21 protein-coding genes are annotated in these 20,523 nt (G+C 70.5%); 3 read left to right on the forward strand and 18 right to left on the reverse strand.

Annotation, left to right across the window (positions count from 1 at the left end; all coding sequences use genetic code 11):
• Positions 1–47: 47 nt before the first annotated feature.
• The 11 genes from PVE36_RS15775 to PVE36_RS15825 all read right to left on the reverse strand — a co-directional run bounded on the left by PVE36_RS15775 (position 48) and on the right by PVE36_RS15825 (position 12,467).
• A complete protein-coding gene (locus tag PVE36_RS15775; protein WP_277453656.1) occupies positions 48–1,544 on the reverse strand; it encodes a CoA-acylating methylmalonate-semialdehyde dehydrogenase in 1,497 nt (498 codons plus the stop codon).
• Between the two features lie 44 nt (positions 1,545–1,588).
• Positions 1,589–2,626 carry a Gfo/Idh/MocA family oxidoreductase gene (locus PVE36_RS15780; protein WP_277453658.1) on the reverse strand — a complete coding sequence of 346 codons (1,038 nt, stop codon included), beginning with the start codon at positions 2,624–2,626 and terminating at the stop codon, positions 1,589–1,591.
• Between the two features lie 14 nt (positions 2,627–2,640).
• Entirely contained in the window at positions 2,641–3,540 is a 900-nt protein-coding gene (locus tag PVE36_RS15785; RefSeq protein WP_277453659.1) for an ATP-binding cassette domain-containing protein, read from the reverse strand.
• Positions 3,540–4,577: an ABC transporter permease gene (locus PVE36_RS15790; protein ID WP_277453660.1), complete on the reverse strand. Its 1,038-nt coding sequence runs from the start codon at positions 4,575–4,577 to the stop codon at positions 3,540–3,542. Before PVE36_RS15790 ends, PVE36_RS15785 begins: the two co-directional genes overlap by 1 nt.
• 6 nt (positions 4,578–4,583) lie before the next feature.
• Positions 4,584–5,552 carry a substrate-binding domain-containing protein gene (locus PVE36_RS15795; RefSeq protein ID WP_277453663.1) on the reverse strand — a complete coding sequence of 323 codons (969 nt, stop codon included), beginning with the start codon at positions 5,550–5,552 and terminating at the stop codon, positions 4,584–4,586.
• Between the two features lie 76 nt (positions 5,553–5,628).
• Positions 5,629–7,611, reverse strand: a complete 1,983-nt coding sequence (gene iolD / locus PVE36_RS15800; RefSeq protein WP_277453665.1) for a 3D-(3,5/4)-trihydroxycyclohexane-1,2-dione acylhydrolase (decyclizing) — start codon at positions 7,609–7,611, stop codon at positions 5,629–5,631.
• 8 nt (positions 7,612–7,619) lie between these two features.
• Positions 7,620–8,600, reverse strand: a complete 981-nt coding sequence (iolB, locus tag PVE36_RS15805) for a 5-deoxy-glucuronate isomerase (protein WP_277453666.1) — start codon at positions 8,598–8,600, stop codon at positions 7,620–7,622.
• Positions 8,597–9,505: a deoxyribose-phosphate aldolase gene (locus PVE36_RS15810; protein WP_277453668.1), complete on the reverse strand. Its 909-nt coding sequence runs from the start codon at positions 9,503–9,505 to the stop codon at positions 8,597–8,599. The genes iolB and PVE36_RS15810 overlap by 4 nt, the downstream gene beginning before the upstream one ends.
• Positions 9,502–10,464 carry a 5-dehydro-2-deoxygluconokinase gene (iolC, locus tag PVE36_RS15815; RefSeq protein ID WP_277455877.1) on the reverse strand — a complete coding sequence of 321 codons (963 nt, stop codon included), beginning with the start codon at positions 10,462–10,464 and terminating at the stop codon, positions 9,502–9,504. Before iolC ends, PVE36_RS15810 begins: the two co-directional genes overlap by 4 nt.
• Before the next feature lies 1 nt (position 10,465).
• Positions 10,466–11,440 carry a TIM barrel protein gene (locus PVE36_RS15820; protein ID WP_277453669.1) on the reverse strand — a complete coding sequence of 325 codons (975 nt, stop codon included), beginning with the start codon at positions 11,438–11,440 and terminating at the stop codon, positions 10,466–10,468.
• 1 nt (position 11,441) lies between these two features.
• Positions 11,442–12,467, reverse strand: a complete 1,026-nt coding sequence (locus PVE36_RS15825; protein ID WP_277453670.1) for a Gfo/Idh/MocA family oxidoreductase — start codon at positions 12,465–12,467, stop codon at positions 11,442–11,444.
• A 127-nt stretch (positions 12,468–12,594) separates the two neighbouring features.
• Here PVE36_RS15825 and PVE36_RS15830 point away from each other — a divergent pair, with 127 nt between their 5' ends.
• The 3 genes from PVE36_RS15830 to PVE36_RS15840 all read left to right on the forward strand — a co-directional run bounded on the left by PVE36_RS15830 (position 12,595) and on the right by PVE36_RS15840 (position 16,554).
• Positions 12,595–13,335 carry a GntR family transcriptional regulator gene (locus PVE36_RS15830; RefSeq protein WP_277453672.1) on the forward strand — a complete coding sequence of 247 codons (741 nt, stop codon included), beginning with the start codon at positions 12,595–12,597 and terminating at the stop codon, positions 13,333–13,335.
• A gap of 147 nt (positions 13,336–13,482) precedes the next feature.
• Positions 13,483–14,838 carry an MATE family efflux transporter gene (locus tag PVE36_RS15835; RefSeq protein ID WP_277453673.1) on the forward strand — a complete coding sequence of 452 codons (1,356 nt, stop codon included), beginning with the start codon at positions 13,483–13,485 and terminating at the stop codon, positions 14,836–14,838.
• Positions 14,839–14,925: 87 nt separating this feature from the next.
• A complete protein-coding gene (locus tag PVE36_RS15840; RefSeq protein WP_277453675.1) occupies positions 14,926–16,554 on the forward strand; it encodes an alanine/glycine:cation symporter family protein in 1,629 nt (542 codons plus the stop codon).
• Positions 16,555–16,632: 78 nt separating this feature from the next.
• Here PVE36_RS15840 and PVE36_RS15845 read toward each other — a convergent pair whose 3' ends face one another.
• The 7 genes from PVE36_RS15845 to rpsF form a co-directional block, all read right to left on the reverse strand.
• Positions 16,633–17,277 (reverse strand): hypothetical protein, encoded by a 645-nt coding sequence (locus PVE36_RS15845; protein ID WP_277453676.1) that lies wholly within the window; start codon positions 17,275–17,277, stop codon positions 16,633–16,635.
• A 58-nt stretch (positions 17,278–17,335) separates the two neighbouring features.
• A complete protein-coding gene (locus PVE36_RS15850) occupies positions 17,336–17,800 on the reverse strand; it encodes an OmpA family protein (RefSeq protein WP_277453677.1) in 465 nt (154 codons plus the stop codon).
• Positions 17,801–17,940: 140 nt separating this feature from the next.
• A complete protein-coding gene (locus PVE36_RS15855) occupies positions 17,941–18,528 on the reverse strand; it encodes a hypothetical protein (protein WP_277453678.1) in 588 nt (195 codons plus the stop codon).
• 178 nt (positions 18,529–18,706) lie between these two features.
• Entirely contained in the window at positions 18,707–19,153 is a 447-nt protein-coding gene (gene rplI / locus PVE36_RS15860; protein WP_277453680.1) for a 50S ribosomal protein L9, read from the reverse strand.
• 30 nt (positions 19,154–19,183) lie between these two features.
• Positions 19,184–19,420, reverse strand: a complete 237-nt coding sequence (gene rpsR / locus PVE36_RS15865) for a 30S ribosomal protein S18 (RefSeq protein WP_277453681.1) — start codon at positions 19,418–19,420, stop codon at positions 19,184–19,186.
• A gap of 95 nt (positions 19,421–19,515) precedes the next feature.
• Positions 19,516–20,103: a single-stranded DNA-binding protein gene (locus PVE36_RS15870; RefSeq protein ID WP_277453683.1), complete on the reverse strand. Its 588-nt coding sequence runs from the start codon at positions 20,101–20,103 to the stop codon at positions 19,516–19,518.
• Positions 20,104–20,175: 72 nt separating this feature from the next.
• Positions 20,176–20,463 (reverse strand): 30S ribosomal protein S6, encoded by a 288-nt coding sequence (rpsF, locus tag PVE36_RS15875; RefSeq protein WP_277238191.1) that lies wholly within the window; start codon positions 20,461–20,463, stop codon positions 20,176–20,178.
• Positions 20,464–20,523 lie beyond the last annotated feature (60 nt).

The raw sequence follows: 20,523 nt of genomic DNA on the forward strand, positions 1-20,523 counted from the left end.
GAGCCTAGGCTTTTGCGAAGGGGGAACCGGGGGCGGAGGGGCGGAGGTCAGTCGTTCTGCGGGAAGCCCAGGTCGAGCCCGCCGTGGCTCGGGTCGAGCCAACGCTGGGTGATCGCCTTCGTGCGGGTGAAGAAGTGCACGCCCTCGATGCCGTGGGCGTGGGTGTCGCCGAAGAGCGAGTTCTTCCACCCGCCGAAGGAGTAGTACGCCATCGGCGTCGGGATCGGGACGTTGATGCCGACCATGCCGACCTGCACCTCGTGCTGGAAGCGCCGCGCGGCACCGCCGTCGTTGGTGAAGATCGTCGTGCCGTTGCCGTAGAGGTTGTCGTTGATCAGCGTCAGACCCTCGTCGTAGGAGGGCACCCGGACGACGCACAGCACCGGGCCGAAGATCTCGTCGGTGTAGATCGACATGTCCGAGGTGACCTTGTCGAAGAGCGTCGGCTTGAGGAAGAACCCGGACCCGAGGTCCTCGGCGCCCTCGCGCCCGTCGATGACCAGGTCCGCACCGGAGGCGACACCCTCCTCGACGTACCCCGTGACCTTCTCCAGGTGCGCACCCGTGACGAGCGGGCCCATGTCCGACCCGTCCATCCCGTCGCCGGTGCGCAGGGTGCGCGTGCGCTCGGCGATCTTGGCCACGAGCTCGTCGGCGATCGAGTCCGTCGCGAGCACGACGGAGATCGCCATGCACCGCTCGCCCGCCGCTCCGTACCCCGCAGAGACGGCGGCGTCGGCCGCGAGGTCGAGGTCGGCATCGGGCAGGACGAGCATGTGGTTCTTGGCTCCGCCGAGGGCCTGGACGCGCTTGCCGGCGGCGACACCGCGCTCGTAGACGTAGCGGGCGATCGGGGTCGACCCGACGAAGGAGATCGCCTTGACGTCGCCGTTGTCGAGCAGTGCGTCGACGGCCTCCTTGTCGCCGTGGACGACGTTCATCACCCCGTCGGGCAGGCCGGCCTCGCGCCACAGGTCCGCGATGAGGTTGACCGCCGTCGGGTCCTTCTCGCTGGGCTTGATGACCACGGTGTTGCCCGTCGCGACGGCCAGGGGCACGAACCACAGCGGCACCATTGCCGGGAAGTTGAAGGGGGAGATGACCCCGACGACCCCGAGCGGCTGCAGGATGGAGTAGGCGTCGATGTTCGTCGAGACGTTCTCCGAGAAGCCGCCCTTGGCCAGGTGCGGGATGCCGCAGGCGAACTCGACGACCTCCTGGCCGCGCGAGATCTCGGCGACCGCGTCGTCGTAGGTCTTGCCGTGCTCTGCGGTGATGACCTTCGCGATCTCGCCCTTGCGCTCCTCGAGCAGCTGGCGGAAGGCGAAGAGGACGCGCACCCGCTTGGCCAGGGAGGTGCTGCCCCACTCCTGCGCCGCCGCGGTCGCGTGGGCCACGACCTCGTCGACGACCCCCGTGCTCGCGAGGTCGAGGACGCCCGTGACTTCGCCGGTCGCCGGGTTGAAGACCTCGCTCGTGCGCTCGGCCTGCCCCTCCCAGGACGAGTGTCCGACGAGGTGGGTGATGCGGGTGGGGGTGGTCATGTCTGCTCCTTGGACGCGGCTTTGTAAGGACATACTATCAATAGTCAGGTACGGGTGACAGGCGCCCGGAGGACCACGTCGACCGGCGCTCCGGTGGACAGTGACTCCATCCCCGCGGTGCACACGACGGTCGAGGCGTACCCGTCCCAGCTCGTGGGGCCCACGAGCTCGCCCCGTCGGGAGGCGTCGACCCAGGCCTGGACCTCGATGTCGTAGGCCCGCTCGAAGCGCGTGCGGTAGTCGGGGTCGATCCCGCCACCCCAGGTGCCCTCGCCGCCGTCGGGGCCGACGCCGGTGGTGTAGATCCCCGAGGAGGGCCGGCCGATGATCGCGCTGCCGGTCTCGGCGACCGCCTCGCAGCGCACCTCGTAGCCGGTGCGGCTGTTGACGAAGACCTCGTTGGTCACGACCGCCCCGGACGCCATCCGGAAGATCGAGACCTGGGGGTCGACCACGCCCTTGAGCGCATGGCGGGTCGGCGTCGGCGAGATCACCTGCACCGAGGCGATCTCCTCACCGAGCAGGAAGCGGGCGCAGTCGACCTCGTGGACGAGGCTATCGCGCACGATCATCTCCGAGCGGAAGTGCGGGTTGGGCACCGTCAGGTTGCGGTGGGTCTGGTGCAGCAGCAGCGTGCGACCCCAGCGCCCGGAGTCGAGCAGCTGTTTCAGCCGCATGTACTCCGGGTCGAAGCGCCGCATGAACCCGACCTGGATCAGTGAGCGACCGGCAGCCCGCTCCGCCTCGATGACCTGCAGCGAGGACTCGCTGTCCATGGTCAGCGGCTTCTCGCACAGCACCGGCGTCCCGCGCTCGATGCACGCCAGCAGCTGCTCGGTGTGCACGGACCCGGGAGAGGCCAGCAGGACCGCGTCGACACCGTCGTCGCGGATCAGCTCGAGCGGGTCGGCGTGGACACGCACCCCGCCCAGCTGCGTGGCCAACTCCTGCGCCCGGTCGCGGTCGGGGTCGGCGATCGCCGCGAGGGTCGCGTTCGCGATCCTTCCCGCCAGCCTCCGGGCGTGGTCGGCGCCCATGACGCCGACGCCGACCACCCCGACCCGCAGCGGGTCATCGGGCACTGCCGAAGGGGGCGTCACACCTCCCCCTTCGCCGTCCCGTCGTCGTGGACCCCGGGCTTGCCCGGGCCGGCCAGCTCGGTCTCCGGGTGGTCCGGGTCGACCGTCTTGCCGGGCTCGGTGCTGCCGAGCTCGTGCTCGATCTCCGCGAGCTCCTGCCCACCGGCCATCTCCGCCGTCAGCTCACCGAGGGTGATCTCCTCCCGGTGGTTGTCCAGCGTCAGGCGACCCAGCTTGAGGACGATGAAGCGGTTGCCCACCAGGTAGGCGTGGTGCGGGTTGTGGGTGATGAAGACGACGCCGAGGCCGGCGTCACGGGCCTTGGCGATGTACTTCAGGACGACGCCCGACTGCTTGACGCCCAGTGCCGCGGTGGGCTCGTCGAGGATGATGACCTTGGCCCCGAAGTAGATGGCCCGCGCGATGGCGATGCACTGCTTCTGGCCGCCGGAGAGCCCGCCGACCGGCCGGTCGAGGTCGCCGATGTAGATCCCCATCTTGGTCAGCTCGCCCTCGGCGATCCGCTTCATCTTCGCCGAGTCGAGGAAGAGGCCCTTGCGGATCTCGTTGCCCATGAAGAAGTTGCGCCACACCGACATCAGCGGCGCCAGGGCCAGGTCCTGGTAGACCGTCGCGATGCCCAGGGACTGCGCCGCGCGGGGCGACGACAGGTTCCGCTGGATGCCGTTGACGGTGAAGGTACCGGAGGTGTGCTCGTGCAGGCCGGCGATGATCTTGATCAGCGTCGACTTGCCGGCGCCGTTGTCGCCGAGCACGCAGGTCACCTCACCGGGGTAGACCTCGAGGTTCACCCCGCGCAGGGCGTGGACGTTCCCGTAGGACTTGCCGACGTCCTCCATCTGCACCAGCGGCGCTCCCTGGGGCGCCTCGGAGAGGGTCTCGGTTGCGGTGCTCATCATCCATCCGCCTTCTTCTTCACGTACATGTTGACCAGGGTGGCCAGCAGGAGCATCACGCCGAGGAAGGTGTAGAACCAGTCGACGTTCCAGCCTGCGTAGTTGATGCCCATCTGGGTCATCCCGAAGATCAGCGCACCGAGGGCGGCGCCGATGACCGAGCCGAAGCCACCGGTGAGCAGGCAGCCCCCGACGACCGCGGCGATGATGTAGATGAACTCGTTGCCGACTCCCTCCGCCGACTGCATGACGTTGAAGGAGAAGAGCAGGTGCATGCCCAGCACCCAGGCGCAGAACCCGACGAAGACGAAGAGCCCGATCTTGACGGCCTTGACCGGGACGCCGACGGCTCGGGCAGCCGCGGCGTCGCCACCGACGGCGAAGATCCAGTTGCCGATCCGGGTCTTCTGCAGCACGAGCGCCCCGGCGAGGACGAGCAGCAGCCAGTAGACGACGAGCGCCCTGATGCTCACCGGGCCGACCGACACCTGCCACGCGAAGACCTTCTCCGCCGAGGCGAAGCCGGCCATGTCCGAGATCGGCGGGGTCGACACCGTGCCACCCACGAGACGGGTCACCGCCAGGTTGGCGCCCTGGAGGATGAAGAACGTCCCGAGCGTGACGAGGAAGCTGGGTAACCCAGTGCGCATGAGCAGCCAGCCGTTGAAGGCCCCGACGAGCAGGGAGAAGACCAGGGCGGCCACCACCCCGACCCAGACGTTGAGCCCGAAGTTCCACGCGGTCAGCGCCGCCGTGATCCCCGACGCGGTCGCGGCCACCCCGGTGGACAGGTCGAACTCTCCGCCCACCATGAGCAGGGAGACACCGACGGCCATCACCCCGATGGCCGCAGCCGCGTAGAGGATCGTGCCGATGTTGCCCACACTGCGGAAGGAGGGGGCCACCGCGATGAAGAGGATCGCGACGACGATCGCTCCGATGAGTGCACCGACCTCGGGTCGGGCGAAGAGGAGGTTGAGGCTGCTCCGCTTCGCGACCCGGTCATCGGCGCCCGTGGTCGCCTGTGCAGCAGTCATCGACGATCACTTCTCCATCAGCACGTCGACGTTGCTCTCGTCGACGAAGGCGGGACCGGTGAGGACCGGCTCGCCGCCACCCATCGTCATGCCCTGGTTGACGTCCATCCACAGCGAGTCGACGGCCAAGTAGCCCTGGAGCCAGGGCTGCTGGTCGACCGCCCACCCGATGTCGCCGTCCTTGATCGCCTGCATCGCCTCGTCGTTGAGGTCGAAGGTGACGACCTGGGCGTCGCTGCCGGCCTGGTCGGCGGACTGCAGCGCGAGCATCGCGAAGGGAGCGCCCAGGGTGAGCACGTGGGTGATGCTGTCGTCCTGCTGCAGCTTCGCGGTGATCGTGGACTGCACGTTGGAGGAGTCGGTGCCCTTGACGTAGATTTTCTCCGACTGCGGGAAGGTCTCCTTCACGCCCGCACACCGGTCCTCGAGGCCCACGTGGCCCTGCTCCTGGATCACGCACAGCGTCTTGCCGGCGCCCTCCTCCTGCAGTCGCTCACCGGCCGCCTGGCCGGCGATCTTCTCGTCCTGGCCGAAGTAGGACTGCACGCCCATGTCCTTCCACTCCTCCAGCCCGGCGTTGAGCGCGACGACCGGGATGTCGGCCTCGACGGCCCTGGAGACATTGCCCTGCATGGCACCGGGCTTGGCCAGGGTGACGGCGATGCCGTCGACGTCCTTGTCCACGGCCTGCTGCACGAGTCGGGCCTGGTTGCCGCCCTCGGGGTCGGCGGTGTACTGCAGGTCGACGTTGTCCTTCTCGGCCGCGGCCTCGGCGCCTGCCCGGACCTGGTCCCAGAAGGTGTCGCCCGGGGCGGCGTGGGTGATGAAGGCGACGGTCATCTGCTCGGTGTCGGCCCCACCGCCACCTCCTCCTTCCTCGGCGGGCTGCTTGCCGCCCGAGGAGGAGCAGGCGGCGAGGGTGAGTGCCGCCAGGGACGAGGTCGCGACGACGCTGACGCGGGTGAAACGTGACATTGGGATCTGCCTTTCTCTTGCCCACCGCGACGGTGCGGTGAACGAGGGGGTCGGTGCCCTGCTGGACAACCGGGTTTCAGTGGTGCGTGCTGCTCGACGGGTCGATGGGGGTCAGGTGCGTACGTTGGTCTGCCTTGTGCCGGGTGTAGTCGACGTGGGCCTCCTGGGTGCTCTCCAGCTCGCTGACCTCGCTGACCGGGACGTCCCACCACGAGGCGGAGTCCGGCGCGGAGACGTGGGGATCGGTCTCGACGTGGATGACGACGGGCCCGCCGTCGGCCGGCGCCCCCTTCGCCTCCGTGATGGCCGCGGCGAGGCCCTCGCGGTCGTGGACCTCGATGACCCGACACCCGAGCGACCGGGCGTTGGCCGCCAGGTCCACGGGCAGTCGCTCGCCCTCGAGCCGGCCGGTCGCGGTGTCCCGGGCCCGGTAGGCGGTACCGAAGCGTTGCGACCCCAGCGACTCCGACAGCGAACCGATGGAGTGGAACCCGTGGTTCTGCACGAGGACGACGATGACCTTCGTGCGTTCCTGCACGGCGGTCACGAGCTCCGTCGGCATCATCAGGTACCCGCCGTCGCCGACCATCGCGAAGACGTCCCGGGTCGGGTCGGCCCAGCGGATCCCGAGGGAGGCGGGGACCTCGTAGCCCATGCAGGAGTAGCCGTACTCGACGTGGTAGGCCCGGCGGTCGCGCACCCGCCACGTCTTGTGCAGGTCACCGGGCATCGAGCCTGCGGCGCAGAGGACGACGTCGCGCGGGTCGCTCAGCTCGTTGACCAGGCCGAGGACGCTGCCCTGGGTGAGCAGCCCGTCGGCGAGCGCGTCGGTGACCTCGGGCGAAGGGTGGTGGCTCGCCTCGACCTGCGCGTCCCACTCCTCCCACAGCCGCTCCTGCTCGTCGCGGTAGTCCTCCGCGACGGACCACCCGTCGAGAGCAGTGGTCAGCGCCGTGAGCGACTCGCGCGCGTCCCCGACCACGGTCAGGCCCGATTGCTTGACCGCGTCGAAGGAGCCGATGTTGAGGTTGACGAAGCGCACGTCCTCGGCGGCGAAGGCGGTGCGGGAGGCGGTGGTGAAGTCCTGGTAGCGGGTGCCGATGCCGATGACGACATCCGCCTGCGCCGCGACCATGTTGGCCGCCGTGGTGCCGGTCGACCCGACGGCGCCGAGCAGGCGCGGGTCGCCGTGCAGCAGCGATCCCTTGCCGGCCTGGGTCTCGCCGACGGGGATGCCGGTCGCCGCGCAGAACCGCGCGAGCGCGTCCTCCGCGCCGGAGTAGTGCACACCGCCCCCGGCGACCACCATCGGGCGCTGCGCGGACCGGATGATCTCGGCGGCGGCCGCGATCCGGGAGGGCTCGGCAGGAGGTCGGGCGACGTGGTGGGTGCGCTCGGCGAAGAGCTCGACGGGCCAGTCGTGGGCCTCGGCCTGCACGTCCTGGGGAAGGGAGATGGTCACCGCCCCCGTCTCGGCCGGGTCGGTGAGCACCCGCATCGCGGACAGCAGGATGCTCGGCAGCTGCTCCGGCCGGCGTACCTCGTCGTAGAAGCGCGAGAGCGGGCGGAAGGCGTCGTTGACGGTCAGGTCACCGGCGTGCGGGGTCTCGAGCTCCTGCAGCAGCGGGCCGGCGGCACGGGTGGCGAAGACCGAGCTGGGCAGCAGCAGGACGGGAAGTCGGTTGATCGTCGCGAGGGCGGCGCCGGTGAGCATGTTGGTGCTGCCGGGGCCGACGGAGGCGGTGCACGCCCACGTCTGCAGGCGGTCGCGCTGCTTGGCGTAGGCGACGGCGGTGTGCACCATCGCCTGCTCGTTGCGGGCCAGCACGTAAGGCATGTGATCGGGGCCGTCGGCTTGTTCGTCCACGCTGAGCTCCTGCTGGAGCAGCGCCTGCCCGATGCCCGCGACGTTGCCGTGGCCGAAGATCCCCAGGCACCCCGCGAAGAGGGGCTGTCGCTCGCCGTCGCGCTCGCTGTACTGGTTGGCGAGGAAGCGCACCACGGCCTGACCGACGGTGAGGCGGACGGTCGGGGGTGACGTGGGGCTCTGTGCGGTCATCGCGGTGGTCACTGCACGCCTCCCATGGGCAGTCGGTCGTTGACGTCCTGGCCGGTCCAGGTCGCGCGGATCGCGCCGTGGGCCGGGTCGTCGCAGATGAGCCACACGCGCTCGGGGCCGGGCCCGGCCATGACGTTCAGGTAGTACAGGTCGGCGTCGGGGGCGGCCATCGCCGGCCCGTGCCACCCGTGGGGGACGAGGACCGTGTCCCCCGTCGCGACCTCCACGAGCACGTCGATGTCGCGCCCCCCGGCGCCGTACACCTGCTGGTAGCCGACGGGCTCGAGACCGTCCTCGCGCTCGGTGCCGCGGGTCAGCGGCGGACGTCCCGCCTCGGCGTCGCCGACGGCCTGCGTCTCGAAGTAGTAGATCTCCTCGAGCCGGCTCTCCTCCCCGGGACGCTCGGTGTCGTGCTTGTGCGGCGGGTAGGAGCTCCAGCCACCGGCGGGGGTGATGACCTCGCAGGCGAGGATCTGCTCCGCCTCGGGGAGCGTGCCGGGCATCCCGAAGCCGCGCACCTCGCGGCTGCACGTGCCCGCGCCGCGCAGCTCGACGGGGACGTCGGCGACGGGGACGTGGATGACGTGGCGGTCACCGCCGGTACCGTCCTGGACCCGCGCACCGCACAGGGCGATCCGGACGGGACGGTCCCCGTCGTTGGTCAGGGTCAGCTCGGTGCCGGCCGGCACGTAGAGCGTGTCGCTCGGCCCGGCGAAGACGCTCGTGCGCCCGGTCAGCACGGTCCGTGACCGGCCGCGCTCGCGCACGGTCTCGACGACGGCACCGCCGGTGAGGGGCACGACGATGCCCTCCTCGCCGGTGAGGACATGGCCGACGGAGGCTCCGGGCGCCAGCTCGGCCACGCGGAGGGAGGTGTACTGCCATCCGTCGACGGCGTCGGTGATCTCGACGACCCAGCCCTCCCCCTTCGCGGCGAAGGGGTGGAACCAGCGGTCGTTGTCGGCACCGGTGCGGGGTGCGTGGCTCACGAGGCACCTCCGTGGACGAGGTCTGCGGCGATGTCGACGGCGGCGGCGACGTCACCGTCCGGCGGGTAGAGCAGGGCGCGACCGACGACGAGGCCGCGGACCTGCGGGATGCTGAGGGAGCGGCCCCATGCAGCGTAGGTGTCGCGGGGGTCGCCCTTGGGGTCGCCGCCGAGCAGCAGGGTCGGCAGCGTCGTCGCGTCCATGACCCGCTCGAGGTCGTCGACGACCGGCAGCTTGAGCCAGGTGTGGGCGCTGCTCGTCCCCAGCGCGGAGGCGACACCGATCGACTTGATCGTGCTCTCGGGGTCGAGGAGGTTGACCACCTTGCCGTCCCGGCGCTGCGACCAGAACGGCTCGACCATGGCCATGATCCCCTGGTCGGCGAGCTCGGAGACGGCGCGGCCGCTCGCCTCGAGGGTGGCCACGCTGCCCGGGTCGTCGAGGGCGATGCGGGTGAGCATCTTGCCGCCGTCGATGCCGCGGCGGGCGATCTCCGCGGCGCTGTACCCGGTGAAGCGGTCGTCGAGCTCGAAGGCAGCGCCCTGGAGGCCGCCACGGTTCATCGAGCCGATGACGACCTTGTCCTCGAGCGCTCCCATGAGGAGCAGGTCGTCGAGCACGTCCGGGGTCCCGAGGACACCGTCGACGCCGGGGCGGGAGAGGGCCGTCGCGAGCCGCGCGAGCAGGTCCGTGCGCGAGCCCATCGCCATCGCATCACCACGGATCCCGAGGGCGCCGCGGGCGGGGTGGTCGGCGGCGACGAGCAGCATCCGGCCGTCGTCACCGAGGAGCGGCCGGCGCGAGCGCCGCGCCCAGGCACGGGCGAAGGCGCCCGGGTCGCTCGCCCGGACCCGGGTGAGGTGGGCGACGTCGACCGATCGCCGGGCCCCCGTCGTGGTGCTCACGTCCTCGCCCCCTTCGTCGCCCAGTCCGCGAGACCGGCCTCCACCTCGTCGGCAGTCGGCATCGCCGTGCTGCACTCGAGGCGGGAGGCGACGATCGCGCCGGCGACGTTGGCGAACTCCAGCAGACGTCGCAGGTCCCAGCCCTCGAGGAGTCCGTGGACGAGCGCCCCGCCGAAGGCATCGCCCGCGCCGAGCCCGTTGACGACCTCGACGAAGTACGGGGGGACCTCGACCCGCTCGTCCGCGGTGGCCGCCAGCACGCCCTTGGGGCCCTGCTTGACGACGGCGAGCTCCAGGCCGCGCTCCAGCAGCGCGTCGGCCGCGCGGTGCGGGTCGCTCTCACCGACGGCCACCTCGCACTCCTGCGAGTTGCCCACCGCGATGGTCACGTGCTCCAGTGCCCGGCCGACCTCGGCGGAGGCCTCGCTCGGGTCGGCCCAGAACATCGGGCGATAGTCGAGGTCGAGGACCGTGTGCGGGCGACGGCCGCGGGCGGCGAAGGCGGTGTGGTGCGCCGACCGGGAGGGCTCCCGGCACAGCCCGGTCACCGTGGTCCAGAAGACCCGTGCGGAGCGGATCTCCTCCAGCGGCAGGTCCGCGTCGGTGAGCATGAGGTCCGGCGCCGTCGGGTACCGGTAGAAGTACAGCGGGAAGTCGTCCGGCGGGTGCACCTCGCAGAAGGTCACCGGCGTCGGTGGGCCCTCGCCCTCGATGGGGGTGATGTGCTCGCCCCGGACCCCGAGCCGCTCGGCCTCGGAGCGCACGTAGCGCCCGAAGGCGTCCGCGCCGGTCTTGGTCACGAGGGTCGCGCTGCGGCCGTACCTGGCGGCGGCGACGGCGACATTGGTGGCCGACCCGCCGAGGAACTTCTCGAAGGTGCGCACCTCCTCCAGCGGGACGCCGTGGTCGAGGGGGTAGATGTCCACCCCGGTCCGGCCCATCGCGACGAGGTCGACCATCTCAGGCACCACCCTCGTCCACCCCGTCGGTCGAGGTGCGAGCGCCGGCGAGCCTCGGATCCAGCGACTCGGCAATCGTCGTCAGGTGACCGATGGAGGTGCGCACGTCCGCGACGGGGTCGCCGGCCCCCTTCGTCGTGGTCGGGTCCGCCGGGTCGCCGGTGAGGATGGTGTCCTGCTCGAGGACGTACCACCCCGTGTAGCCCGCTCCCTCGAGCGAGGCCACGATGGCCTCGATGTCCACGTCACCCTCGCCGAGCGCGACGTACATCCCCGAGGCGACGGCGTCGGTGTAGGCGGCGGACCCGTCCTGGACCTTGCGCGCCCAGGCCAGGTCGACGTCCTTGAGGTGCATGTGGGCGATGCGGTCCGGGTGCTCGACGGCGACCCGGACCGGGTCACCGCCGCCGATGAGGAGGTGACCGGTGTCGAGGCAGAGCCCGATGCGTGAGCCGGCGAGGACCCGATCGGTCTCCTCCCCCGACTCGACCATCGTGCCCACGTGCGGGTGGAGGGTCGCCGTCAGGCCGAGCCGGGCGGCGGCCTCGTCGATGCGGTCGAGGTTGGCCAGGAGCGTGGACCAGCCCGCCTCGTCGAGCTCGGGACGCGCGTCGTAGCCCTCGGCGCCGGTGGCCGCGGCGATGACGACGGTCGAGGCCTGCGCCGCGACGAGCCCGGCCATCGCGGCCTCGACGATGGGAAGGGGGTCGAAGCCGGGGTCGTGGAGCACGACCGGCACGAACTGGCCCACGGCCGCGAGACCGTACTCGGCGAGCGTGTCCGCCTTGCCCTGCGGCGAGTCGGGCAGGAAGCCGTCGGGGCCGAACTCGGTCGCGGCGATGCCCAGGTCACGCATCTCGGTGAGGACGGTCGGCGGTTGGTGCTGCCAGCCCCAGCCGGGCACCTCGCACACGCCCCAGGAGATGGGCGCGGCGGCGATGCGCTCGGTCAGCGGCGGGATGGCGGTCTCGGTCATGTCACAGTCCCTTGATCTCGGAGAGGGTAACGGCGCGGCCCTCGGCACGGGAGAGCTCGCACGCCTCGGCGGTGCGGAAGGCCGCCAGGGCGTCGGCGATGGTGCACGGGCTCTCGGACCGACCGGCGGCCACGTCGAAGAATGCGGTCAGCTCGGCCTGGTACGCGGGCAGGAAGCGCTCCATGAAGGACCACCTCTGCGGGCCGTGGGGGAAGTCGGCGCCCGGCTCGGCGCTGGACATGGCCAGGCTGTGGTCGAGTCCCACGCCAATCGTGCCCCGCTCCCCCATGACCTCCATGCGCACGTCGTGACCCCCGCCGTTGTAGCGGGTGGTCGACATGAGCACGAGGGTCTCGTCGTCAAGGGTGAGGACGGCGGCACCGGTGTCGACGTCGCCGGCCGCGGTGAAGTAGTCGGCACCCTTGTTGGACCCGGTCGCGTAGACGGAGGTGACCTCCTGACCGGTGACGAAGCGGATCGCGTCGAAGTCGTGGACGCCGCAGTCGCGGAAGATCCCGCCGGAGGTCGCGATGAACTCGGCCGGTGGGGGCGACTGGTCGTGGGTGTTGGCCCGGATGGTGTGCACGAAGCCGAGCTCACCCGACGCCACGGCCTCGCGTGCCCGGCGGAAGCCGGCGTCGAAGCGGCGCTGGTGACCGACGTGCACCGGGGTGTCGCTGTCCGCCTCGAGGCGGGCCAGCTCGATCGTCTCCTCGAGGGTGCTCGCGACCGGCTTCTCGCAGAACGTCGGCGTGCCCGATGCGATGCCCCGGCGGATCCACTCCGCGTGCGCCCCCGTCGCGGTGGCGATGACGAGGCCGTCGAGGTGTGCGGCAAACAGCTCCTCGGCCGTGTCGGCGACCTCGACGTCCTTGTCGGGGTGGGCGGTGCGCATCCGGGCGGCCACCTCGCGGGCCGTCTCGGGCCGGGCGTCGTTGACCACGAGGGTCTCGACGGCCGGCAGGCCGAGCAGCGTATCGGCGTGGAACGCGCCGATACGGCCGAGGCCGGTCAGTCCGATGCGCATCCGGGGCGCTCCTTCGCGTGGGTGCTGGCGTGGTGGGCATCACTCTTGCGCACCTCAAGAGGCCATGTCAACAGTTTGTTAGGACATATGAACGTCTACCTGTCAGGCGCTCGGCTATGCTCGCGCCATGTCCGCAGTGCAACTCGACGTCGTCATCGATCGCGAGTCGCCCGTGCCGCTGTACCACCAGCTCTCGGAGCAGCTCACCGCCGCGGTCGATGACCATCGGCTGGAGCCGGGGGACGCCTTCGAGAACGAGGTCGCCCTCGCCCAGCGGCTGGGGCTCTCCCGGCCGACCGTTCGCCGCGCGATCCAGGAGATGGTCGACCAGGGCCTCCTCGTGCGACGCCGTGGTCTCGGCACCACCGTCGCCAACCGCAAGGTGCACCGCAAGGCCCGGTTGTCCTCGCTCTTCGACGACCTCGAGGCCGAGGGGCGCGAGCCCCGGACCCGCGTCGTCGAGATGGGCCTGTCCACGGACGAGCGCGCCGCAGCGGCACTCGACCTCGAGCCCGGGACCGAGATGCTCTCGATCCTGCGGGTGCGCCTCGCCGGGGATCTCCCGCTGGCGATCATGCACAACTGGCTGCCACCGGCCCAGTCCGACATCACCCGCGAGGACCTGGAGGGGCAGGGTCTCTACGCGCTGCTGCGCCGGCGCGGGGTCAAGCCCGTCGTCGCCCAGCAGTCCATCGGCGCCCGGATGCCCACCGCCGCGGAGCGCCGGGAGCTCGAGCTCGGCAGCGGGCAGCCGGTCCTGACCATGACGCGGATGGCCTTCGACGCCGCGGGCGACGCCATCGAGTTCGGCGACCACGCCTACCGCGCCGAGGACTACACCATCGACCTCATGCTCGACGAGCGCTGAACCCCCTTCGCAACTGCTTAGGCTCCTGCACGAATCGGCCCCCTCCCCTTCGCAACTGCTTAGGCTCCTGCACGAATCGGCCCCCTCCCCGTCGCAACTGCTTAGGCTCCTGCGACTCTCGTGGTGAGGGTTCGTAGGGTTCGGGACATGACCGCCCAGCCACAGCCGCGGCGAGCCGGCCCGCGCGAGGTCCTGGCCCTGGCCGTACCCGCCTTCCTCGCCCTGGTGGCCGAGCCGCTCTTCCTCATGGTCGACGCCGCGGTCGTCGGTCGGCTCGGGGTCGTCCCCCTCGCCGGGCTCGGCACCGCGAGCTCCGTCCTGCTCACCGCGGCCGGCGTCTTCGTCTTCCTCGCCTACGGCACGACGAGCGTCGTCGCCCGCCAGGTCGGTGCCGGCTCGCCCCGGGGCGCGATCGAGGTCGGCACGGGAGGGGTGTGGCTGGCCGGGGGCCTCGGCGTCGTGGCGGCCCTCGTCGTCGGGTTGGTCGCCCGACCGATCGCGGGGGTCTTCGGCTCCTCCCCCGAGGCACTCGACCAGGCGGTGGTCTACCTGCAGGTCAGCGCCCTCGGGTTGCCGGGGATGCTCCTCGTCCTCGCCGCGACCGGCATCCTGCGCGGCCTGATGGACACCCGCACGCCGCTGGTGGTCTCGATCTTCGGCTTCGGCGGCAACGCCGCGCTGTCGGCGCTGCTCGTCCTCGGCCTGGACATGGGGATCGCCGGGGCCGCGTGGGGCACGGTCATCGCCCAGTGGGGCATGGCCCTCGCGCTCCTCGCCGTCGTCCTGCACCGGGGCAGGGGGGTGGGAGCCTCCCTTCGCCCGCACGTCGGTCGGGTCGTCTCCGCCGCCCTGGACGGCGCGCCGCTGCTCGTGCGGACCCTGGCGCTGCGGGCGATCATCCTGCTCACCGTCTACGTGGCCGCCGGCTTCGGCGACGTCCCGCTCGCCGCCTACCAGGTGACGACGACGATCTGGTCCCTGCTGACCTTCGCCCTCGACGCGTTGGCCATCGCCGGCCAGGCGCTCACCGGCGCCTCCCTCGGCGGCGGCGACGCCGACGGGGCGCGGGAGGCCACCACGCTCATGGTCCGGTGGGGAGTGTGGGGCGGGGTCGGCCTCGGCGTGGTCGTCCTCCTGCTGCACCGGGCCATCCCGCACCTGTTCACCCAGGACCCGCAGGTGCAGGCGGCGATCGCTGGCGGTCTCGTCGTCGTCGCCCTCGCCCAGCCCCTCTCGGGGTACGTCTTCGTCGTCGACGGGGTCCTCATCGGCGCCGGTGACGGCCCCTGGCTGGCCGGCTCGATGACGCTCGTGCTGATCGCCTACGTCCCCGTGGTCGCCCTGGCGCGCTCCCTCGGGGACGGGCACGGTGACGTCGTCTCGGTCGTCGTCCTCTGGACCGCGTTCACGGTCTTCATGCTGCTGCGCGGGGCATGCATGGCCTGGCGCATCCGGGGTAACGCCTGGGCCGTGCTCGGCGCGGAGCGACCGCGACGGGGATGACCGCTGGGCGCACCAAAGGTCACGGTTCAGTAAAGCCGGAACCGTGACCGGGGTCACGGGGGCCTGTCGGGTGTTGGGTGACTGCTTATGGTGTCACCACTCCTCATACCGACCGCTGAGTCCGGACCTCTGAAGTCCATCGAGGACTCGATCAACAGCTTCTTCGAGCCCTTCGCCGCCTGGATCTCCGGGTGGGTCTTCTACGCCTTCCCCATTGCCGGGATCTCGATCCCCATCGTCGTCATCTGGCTCGTGGCCGCGGCCACGATCATCACCATCTTCCTGGGTTTCGTGCAGTTCCGCTCGTTCAAGCTCGCGATCGAGGTCGTGCGAGGCAAGTTCTCCCACGCCGACGACCCCGGCGAGATCACCCACTTCCAGGCACTCTCCTCCGCCCTGTCCGGCACCGTCGGTCTCGGCAACATCGCCGGTGTCGGCGCCGCGATGGCACTCGGTGGCGCCGGCGCCACCTTCTGGATGATCGTCTGCGGTCTGCTCGGCATGGCGACGAAGTTCGCCGAGTGCAGCATGGGCGTGAAGTACCGCAAGCAGAACGCCGACGGCACCTTCTCCGGCGGACCGTTCAAGTACATGCCGATTGCCTTCGGCCGCCTCTTCGGCAAGGTCCCGGCGATGATCCTCACCGGCGCCTTCGCCATCGCGATCTTCGGCTTCGGCGTCGGCGGCGGCAACATGTTCCAGGCCAACCAGACCTTCGTCCAGGCCCGGGACGTCACCGGTGGCAGCGACGGGTTCCTCGGCTCCGACGGGGCCGCGCTGATCTTCGGTCTCGTCCTCGCCGGCCTGATCGCCGCGGTCATCCTCGGCGGCATCCAGTCCATCGCCCGCGTCACGAGCAAGCTGGTGCCCTTCATGGGCATCATGTACGTCGCCGCGTGCCTCTTCGTCATCCTGGCCAACGTCGGGCAGGTCGGCTCCGCCATCGGCTCGATCATCGAGGGTGCCTTCACCCCGGAGGCCGGTCTCGGTGGCCTCGTCGGTGTCCTGATCGTCGGTTTCCAGCGTGCCGCCTTCTCCAACGAGGCGGGCCTGGGTTCCGCGCCCATCGCGCACTCCCCGGTCAAGACCCGGCGCCCCACCTCGGAGGGCTTCGTCGCCCTGCTGGAGCCCTTCATCGACACCGTGATCGTCTGCACGATGACCGCCCTGACGATCATCATCGCCGACGCCCCGTCCTTCCGGAACGGCATCGACCAGGTCATCGCCGGTGACGGCCCGCCGGACGGCGTCACGCTCACCTCCGACGCCTTCGAGACCTTCCTTCCGTGGTTCCCGATCGTGCTCGCCGTCGCCGTCGCGCTCTTCGCCTTCTCGACGCTGATCACCTGGAGCTACTACGGCGAGAAGGCCTGGGAGTTCTTCTTCGGCCACACGAAGACGTCGCTGAACATCTACCGACTGATCTTCTGCACCTTCACCGTCATCGGTACGGTCCTGACCTTCAGCCAGGTGCTGACGATCACCGACTCCTTCCTCTTCATCTGCGGCTTCATCAACCTCGCCGCCCTGTACATCCTCCTCCCGGAGATCCGTCAGGACATGAAGGAGTACATCGCCGACCGCAAGTCCGGTCGTCTCTACGAGCTCGGTGCCGAGGACGACGCGCACCTCGCCGAGATCCGCGCTGAGCACGGCAACACCGGTGAGCTGCCCAAGATGAAGGGCACCGAGCAGCGCCACCACACCGAGGAGTGACCCGGCGCTGACGCCGAAGGGGCGCGGGAGTCGATGACTCCCGGGCCCCTTCCGCGTCGTGGCCGGTGACGGACCCGCTCAGAGCACGGACGGCCGCTCGGCGTCGGCGTAGGAGTACCAGCCGGAGGAGGCGAGCGCCTCGGCGACCCGCTGCCGGCCCCGGGGCCCCTCCTCGGCGATCACCGCCAGCTCATCGGGGCGAAGGGGGGTCACGGACAGGGCGTCCACCCTCACCCCGTCGACGTCGTAGCCGGTGGACCGTCCCGGCAACCGGATCCCGAGGATCACCCCGAGACGGCCGTCGGAGACCCAGTCGGACGGCGCACCCGCACCACTCACCTCGAGCGAGAGCAGCTCGTGCTCGGCCAACGCGTCCGCGACGCTCGGCGCTGCTCCGGCGACGGCGCCGGCACACTCCTCGAGCGCCGCGACGAGCCAGCGACCGGCATCGGGGTCCGTGTCGGTGAGCTCGACGCTCTCGACGTACAGCTCGAGCCCGAGGGCGGGCGCGCCCGCCGACCCCGGGTTGCTCAACCCATCGGTCGTCACGACCCCGGCATGGGCGGTGGTCACCTGGCGGTACGCGGAGATGCCGTCGGGCCACAGGGAGGGCTCGTCGACGTCGCCGAGGGGGCCTCGGCTCTCGCCGGGCTCGCCGACGCCGCGCCAGAACTCCTCCCGCAGCTCACGGCACCGATCGCGTGGGTCCGAGGAAGTGGTCATGCCTGCATCCTGCCGCCTACCCGCCGCCATGTGCAGCCGGGGGCACCACCCCGAGGTGTCAGCTGGCGTAGCGCAGCTCGACGCGGCGGTTCTTCTCCCGACCCTCCGGGTTGTCCTCGCCACCGCGTTCATTGGGCTCGACCGGCTCTGACTCCCCCTTCCCGCTCACGTCGAGGGTGAGATCACCGCGCTCGGTCTCGATGACCTCGGCCACGGACCGGGCTCGCTGGGTCGACAGCTTCTGGTTGTCGGCATCAGATCCGATCGAGTCGGTGTGCCCGACGACCTCGACCTCGGCGTCGTCCGGCAGCTCGGCGACGGCCGAGGCGACCGCGTCCTCCGCGGACGAGGTCAGCGTGGCCTCACCGAAGCGGAAGAGCACATCCGTCTGCAGGCTGACGACGGTCCGGTCGCCGGACTCCTCGACGTCGGGCTCGAAGGTCTCGATGTCGGGCACCGTGATGGCGGTGAGCTCCGGGACGTCGATGCTGACGCGCTGGTCGGCGATCGCGGAGTCGGACACGGCAGGCAGGCTGTCGATCGTCAACGGCTCGTCGCCGGCCGCGGTCGCGCTCGCGCCCAGCGCTGCAAGAGGGAGTGCGACAGCGATGGAGGCGAGAGGCCGGTGCAGACGTCTCCTGGGCGTGGGGCGGTCCACAGGGATCACTTCGGCATCGGGACGTCGACGATCTCCGCGCGGGCCGACACGATCTGCAGATCCATCGTCTCCACGCCCTCGCGCGGGAGCGGGAAGGCGGTGAACATGTAGAGCGGCCGCCCCAGGGGTGCTTTGACACCGATGTCGTTGCTCGTGAGGTCAGTCACGTTGCGGTACTTCTCCATGTTCTCCATGTCGACGAAGACCGGCCTGAAGGAGTTGTCGCCGAGCAGGTCGAAGGCCGACGTCGGCTCGGTGCCACGTCCCTCGCCGGTGAGGCGGAAGGTCGCGAGCATGACGTTGGTGTCCTTGCGCAGCTCGACGAGCTCGACCTTCGTCTCCTCCACCGTGTCGTGGTTGAGCCGGTCCAACGTCACCGAGGCGATTGCCTCCGGCGGGTTCTCCGTGTCGATGTTGGCGGCCTTGGCGCCGTTCTCCTCGGGGTCCCCCTCGGGCCCCGAGGACTCGGCTCCGTCGCCCGACCCCGTGGACTGCGAGCTCGAGTCGGACGAATCGGATGCCTGGTCGAGCATCGAGCAGCCGCTCAGTGCGGTGGCGGTGGCCGCCGCGAGTGCGACGAGGCGTGTGCGCATGATGATGATGTCCCCTTTGTCGTTCCCTGATGAACCGCTGCGAGGGTAACCCATCGGCTCCGCGGCCGCGCGCGATCCATAGAGGGACGACGAAGGGGGTGACCGCCACGACGGGCGGTCACCCCCCTTCGAGGCTCGTGCCCCGCACCTCGGGACAACGCCTTCGGGTGGTGCGTCGTCAGCCGGCGACGACGTCCAGGGCGACCTTGGCCTGCACCTCGGGGTGCAGGCGGACGAAGGCCTCGGCAGGGCCGACGTTCTTGATCGGGGTCGGGATCTCGATCGTGCGACGGTCGATCTCCGGGCCACCACCGGCCTGGATCGCCTCGGCGACCTCACGGCTGGTGACGGCACCGAAGAGACGGCCCGACTCGCCCGCGTGGGCGGTGACCGTGACCTGCTGGGCCTCGAGGTTGCCCTTGATGGACTGCGCCTCCTCGAGGGACTTCACGGCGCGCGCTGCGCGACCGGCGGCGATGGCGTCGACCTGCTTCTGCGCCCCCTTCGTCCACTGCGTGGCCAGGCCACGGCGGTAGAGGAAGTTGCGGGCGTACCCCGGCTTGACGTCGACGACGTCACCGGGGGTACCGAGGCCGGACACCTCGTGGGTGAGGATGACCTTCATGTCTGCTCCTGTTTCTTCTCGGCCGCGGGATCAGCGGTTGGACGAGGAGTAGGGCAGCAGCGCCATCTCCCGGGCGTTCTTCACAGCGGTCGCGATGCGGCGCTGCTCCTGGACGGAGACGCCGGTGACGCGGCGGGCGCGGATCTTGCCGCGGTCGGAGACGAACTTGCGCAGCAGGTTCGAGTCCTTGTAGTCGATGTTCTCGACCTTCGCCGCCTTCAGCGGGTTGGCCTTCTTCTTGGGCTTGCGCACTACGGGCTTGGCCATCGTGGTGCTCTCCTTCGTGTTCACGAGAGCCCGAGGTTGCTCCTCGGGATGGGGGTGTTGTCAGTGCCCGGCCGGGGCCGGGCGCGAGAGATCGATCAGAAGGGGGGCTCGTCGTAGCTGGGCGCGTTGCCCCAGCCACCACCCGGCTGGCCACCCTGGCCACCGGCGGGCTGACCGCCGAAGCCGGGCTGCGGCTGACCGCCGCCCTGCTGGCCACCAGTCGCCCACGGGTCGGACTGCTGGCCACCGAAGCCGGAGCCACCGCCCTGCGGGGCGCCTCCGCCCCAGCTGCCGCCCTGGCCGCCGCCACCGCCGCGCTGGGTCTTCGTCACCTTGGCGGTGGCGTAGCGCAGCGACGGGCCGACCTCGTCGACCTGCATCTCCATGACGGTGCGCTTCTGCCCGGTCTCCTTGTCCTCCCACGAGCGGGAGACGAGGCGGCCGGTGACGACGACGCGCGCGCCACGGACCAGCGACTCGGCGGCGTTCTCCGCAGCCTCGCGCCACACGGAGCAGCGCATGAAGAGCGTCTCCGCGTCCTTCCACTCGTTGGTCTGACGGTCGAAGGTGCGCGGGGTGGACGCAACGGTGAAGTTGGCCACGGCCGCGCCGCTCGGGGTGAACCGGAGCTCCGGGTCAGCCGTGAGGTTTCCGACGACGGTGATGGGGGTCTCGCCTGCCATGGGTTTCCTTCTCGATCGGTGATCGTCTCAGGTGAGGTCGTCAGCAGCTGCTGACGACCCGGGGAGGACGCCTCAGGCGTCGGCGCGCATGATCTTGCTGCGCAGGACCTGCTCGGAGAGGCCGAGCTGGCGCTCGAGCTCCTTGCTCGTCTCCGGCGTGCACGTCATGTTGGCGACGGCGTAGAGGCCCTCGGCCTTCTTGTTGATCTCGTACGCGAGACGACGGCGACCCCAGTGGTCCACCTTCTCCACGCTGCCACCGTCCTTGGTGACGACGGTGAGGAACTTCTCGAACAGCGGCTGGACGCTCCGCTCGTCGTTCTCCGGGTCGAAGATGACCATGAGTTCGTACTGACGCATGCTGATAACCCGCCTCCTTCGGTCTGTGCGGTCACGGTCTCTCCGTGACAGGAGGGTCTG

The sequence above is a fragment of the Janibacter sp. DB-40 genome, assembly GCF_029510815.1.
GTDB lineage: Bacteria > Actinomycetota > Actinomycetes > Actinomycetales > Dermatophilaceae > Janibacter.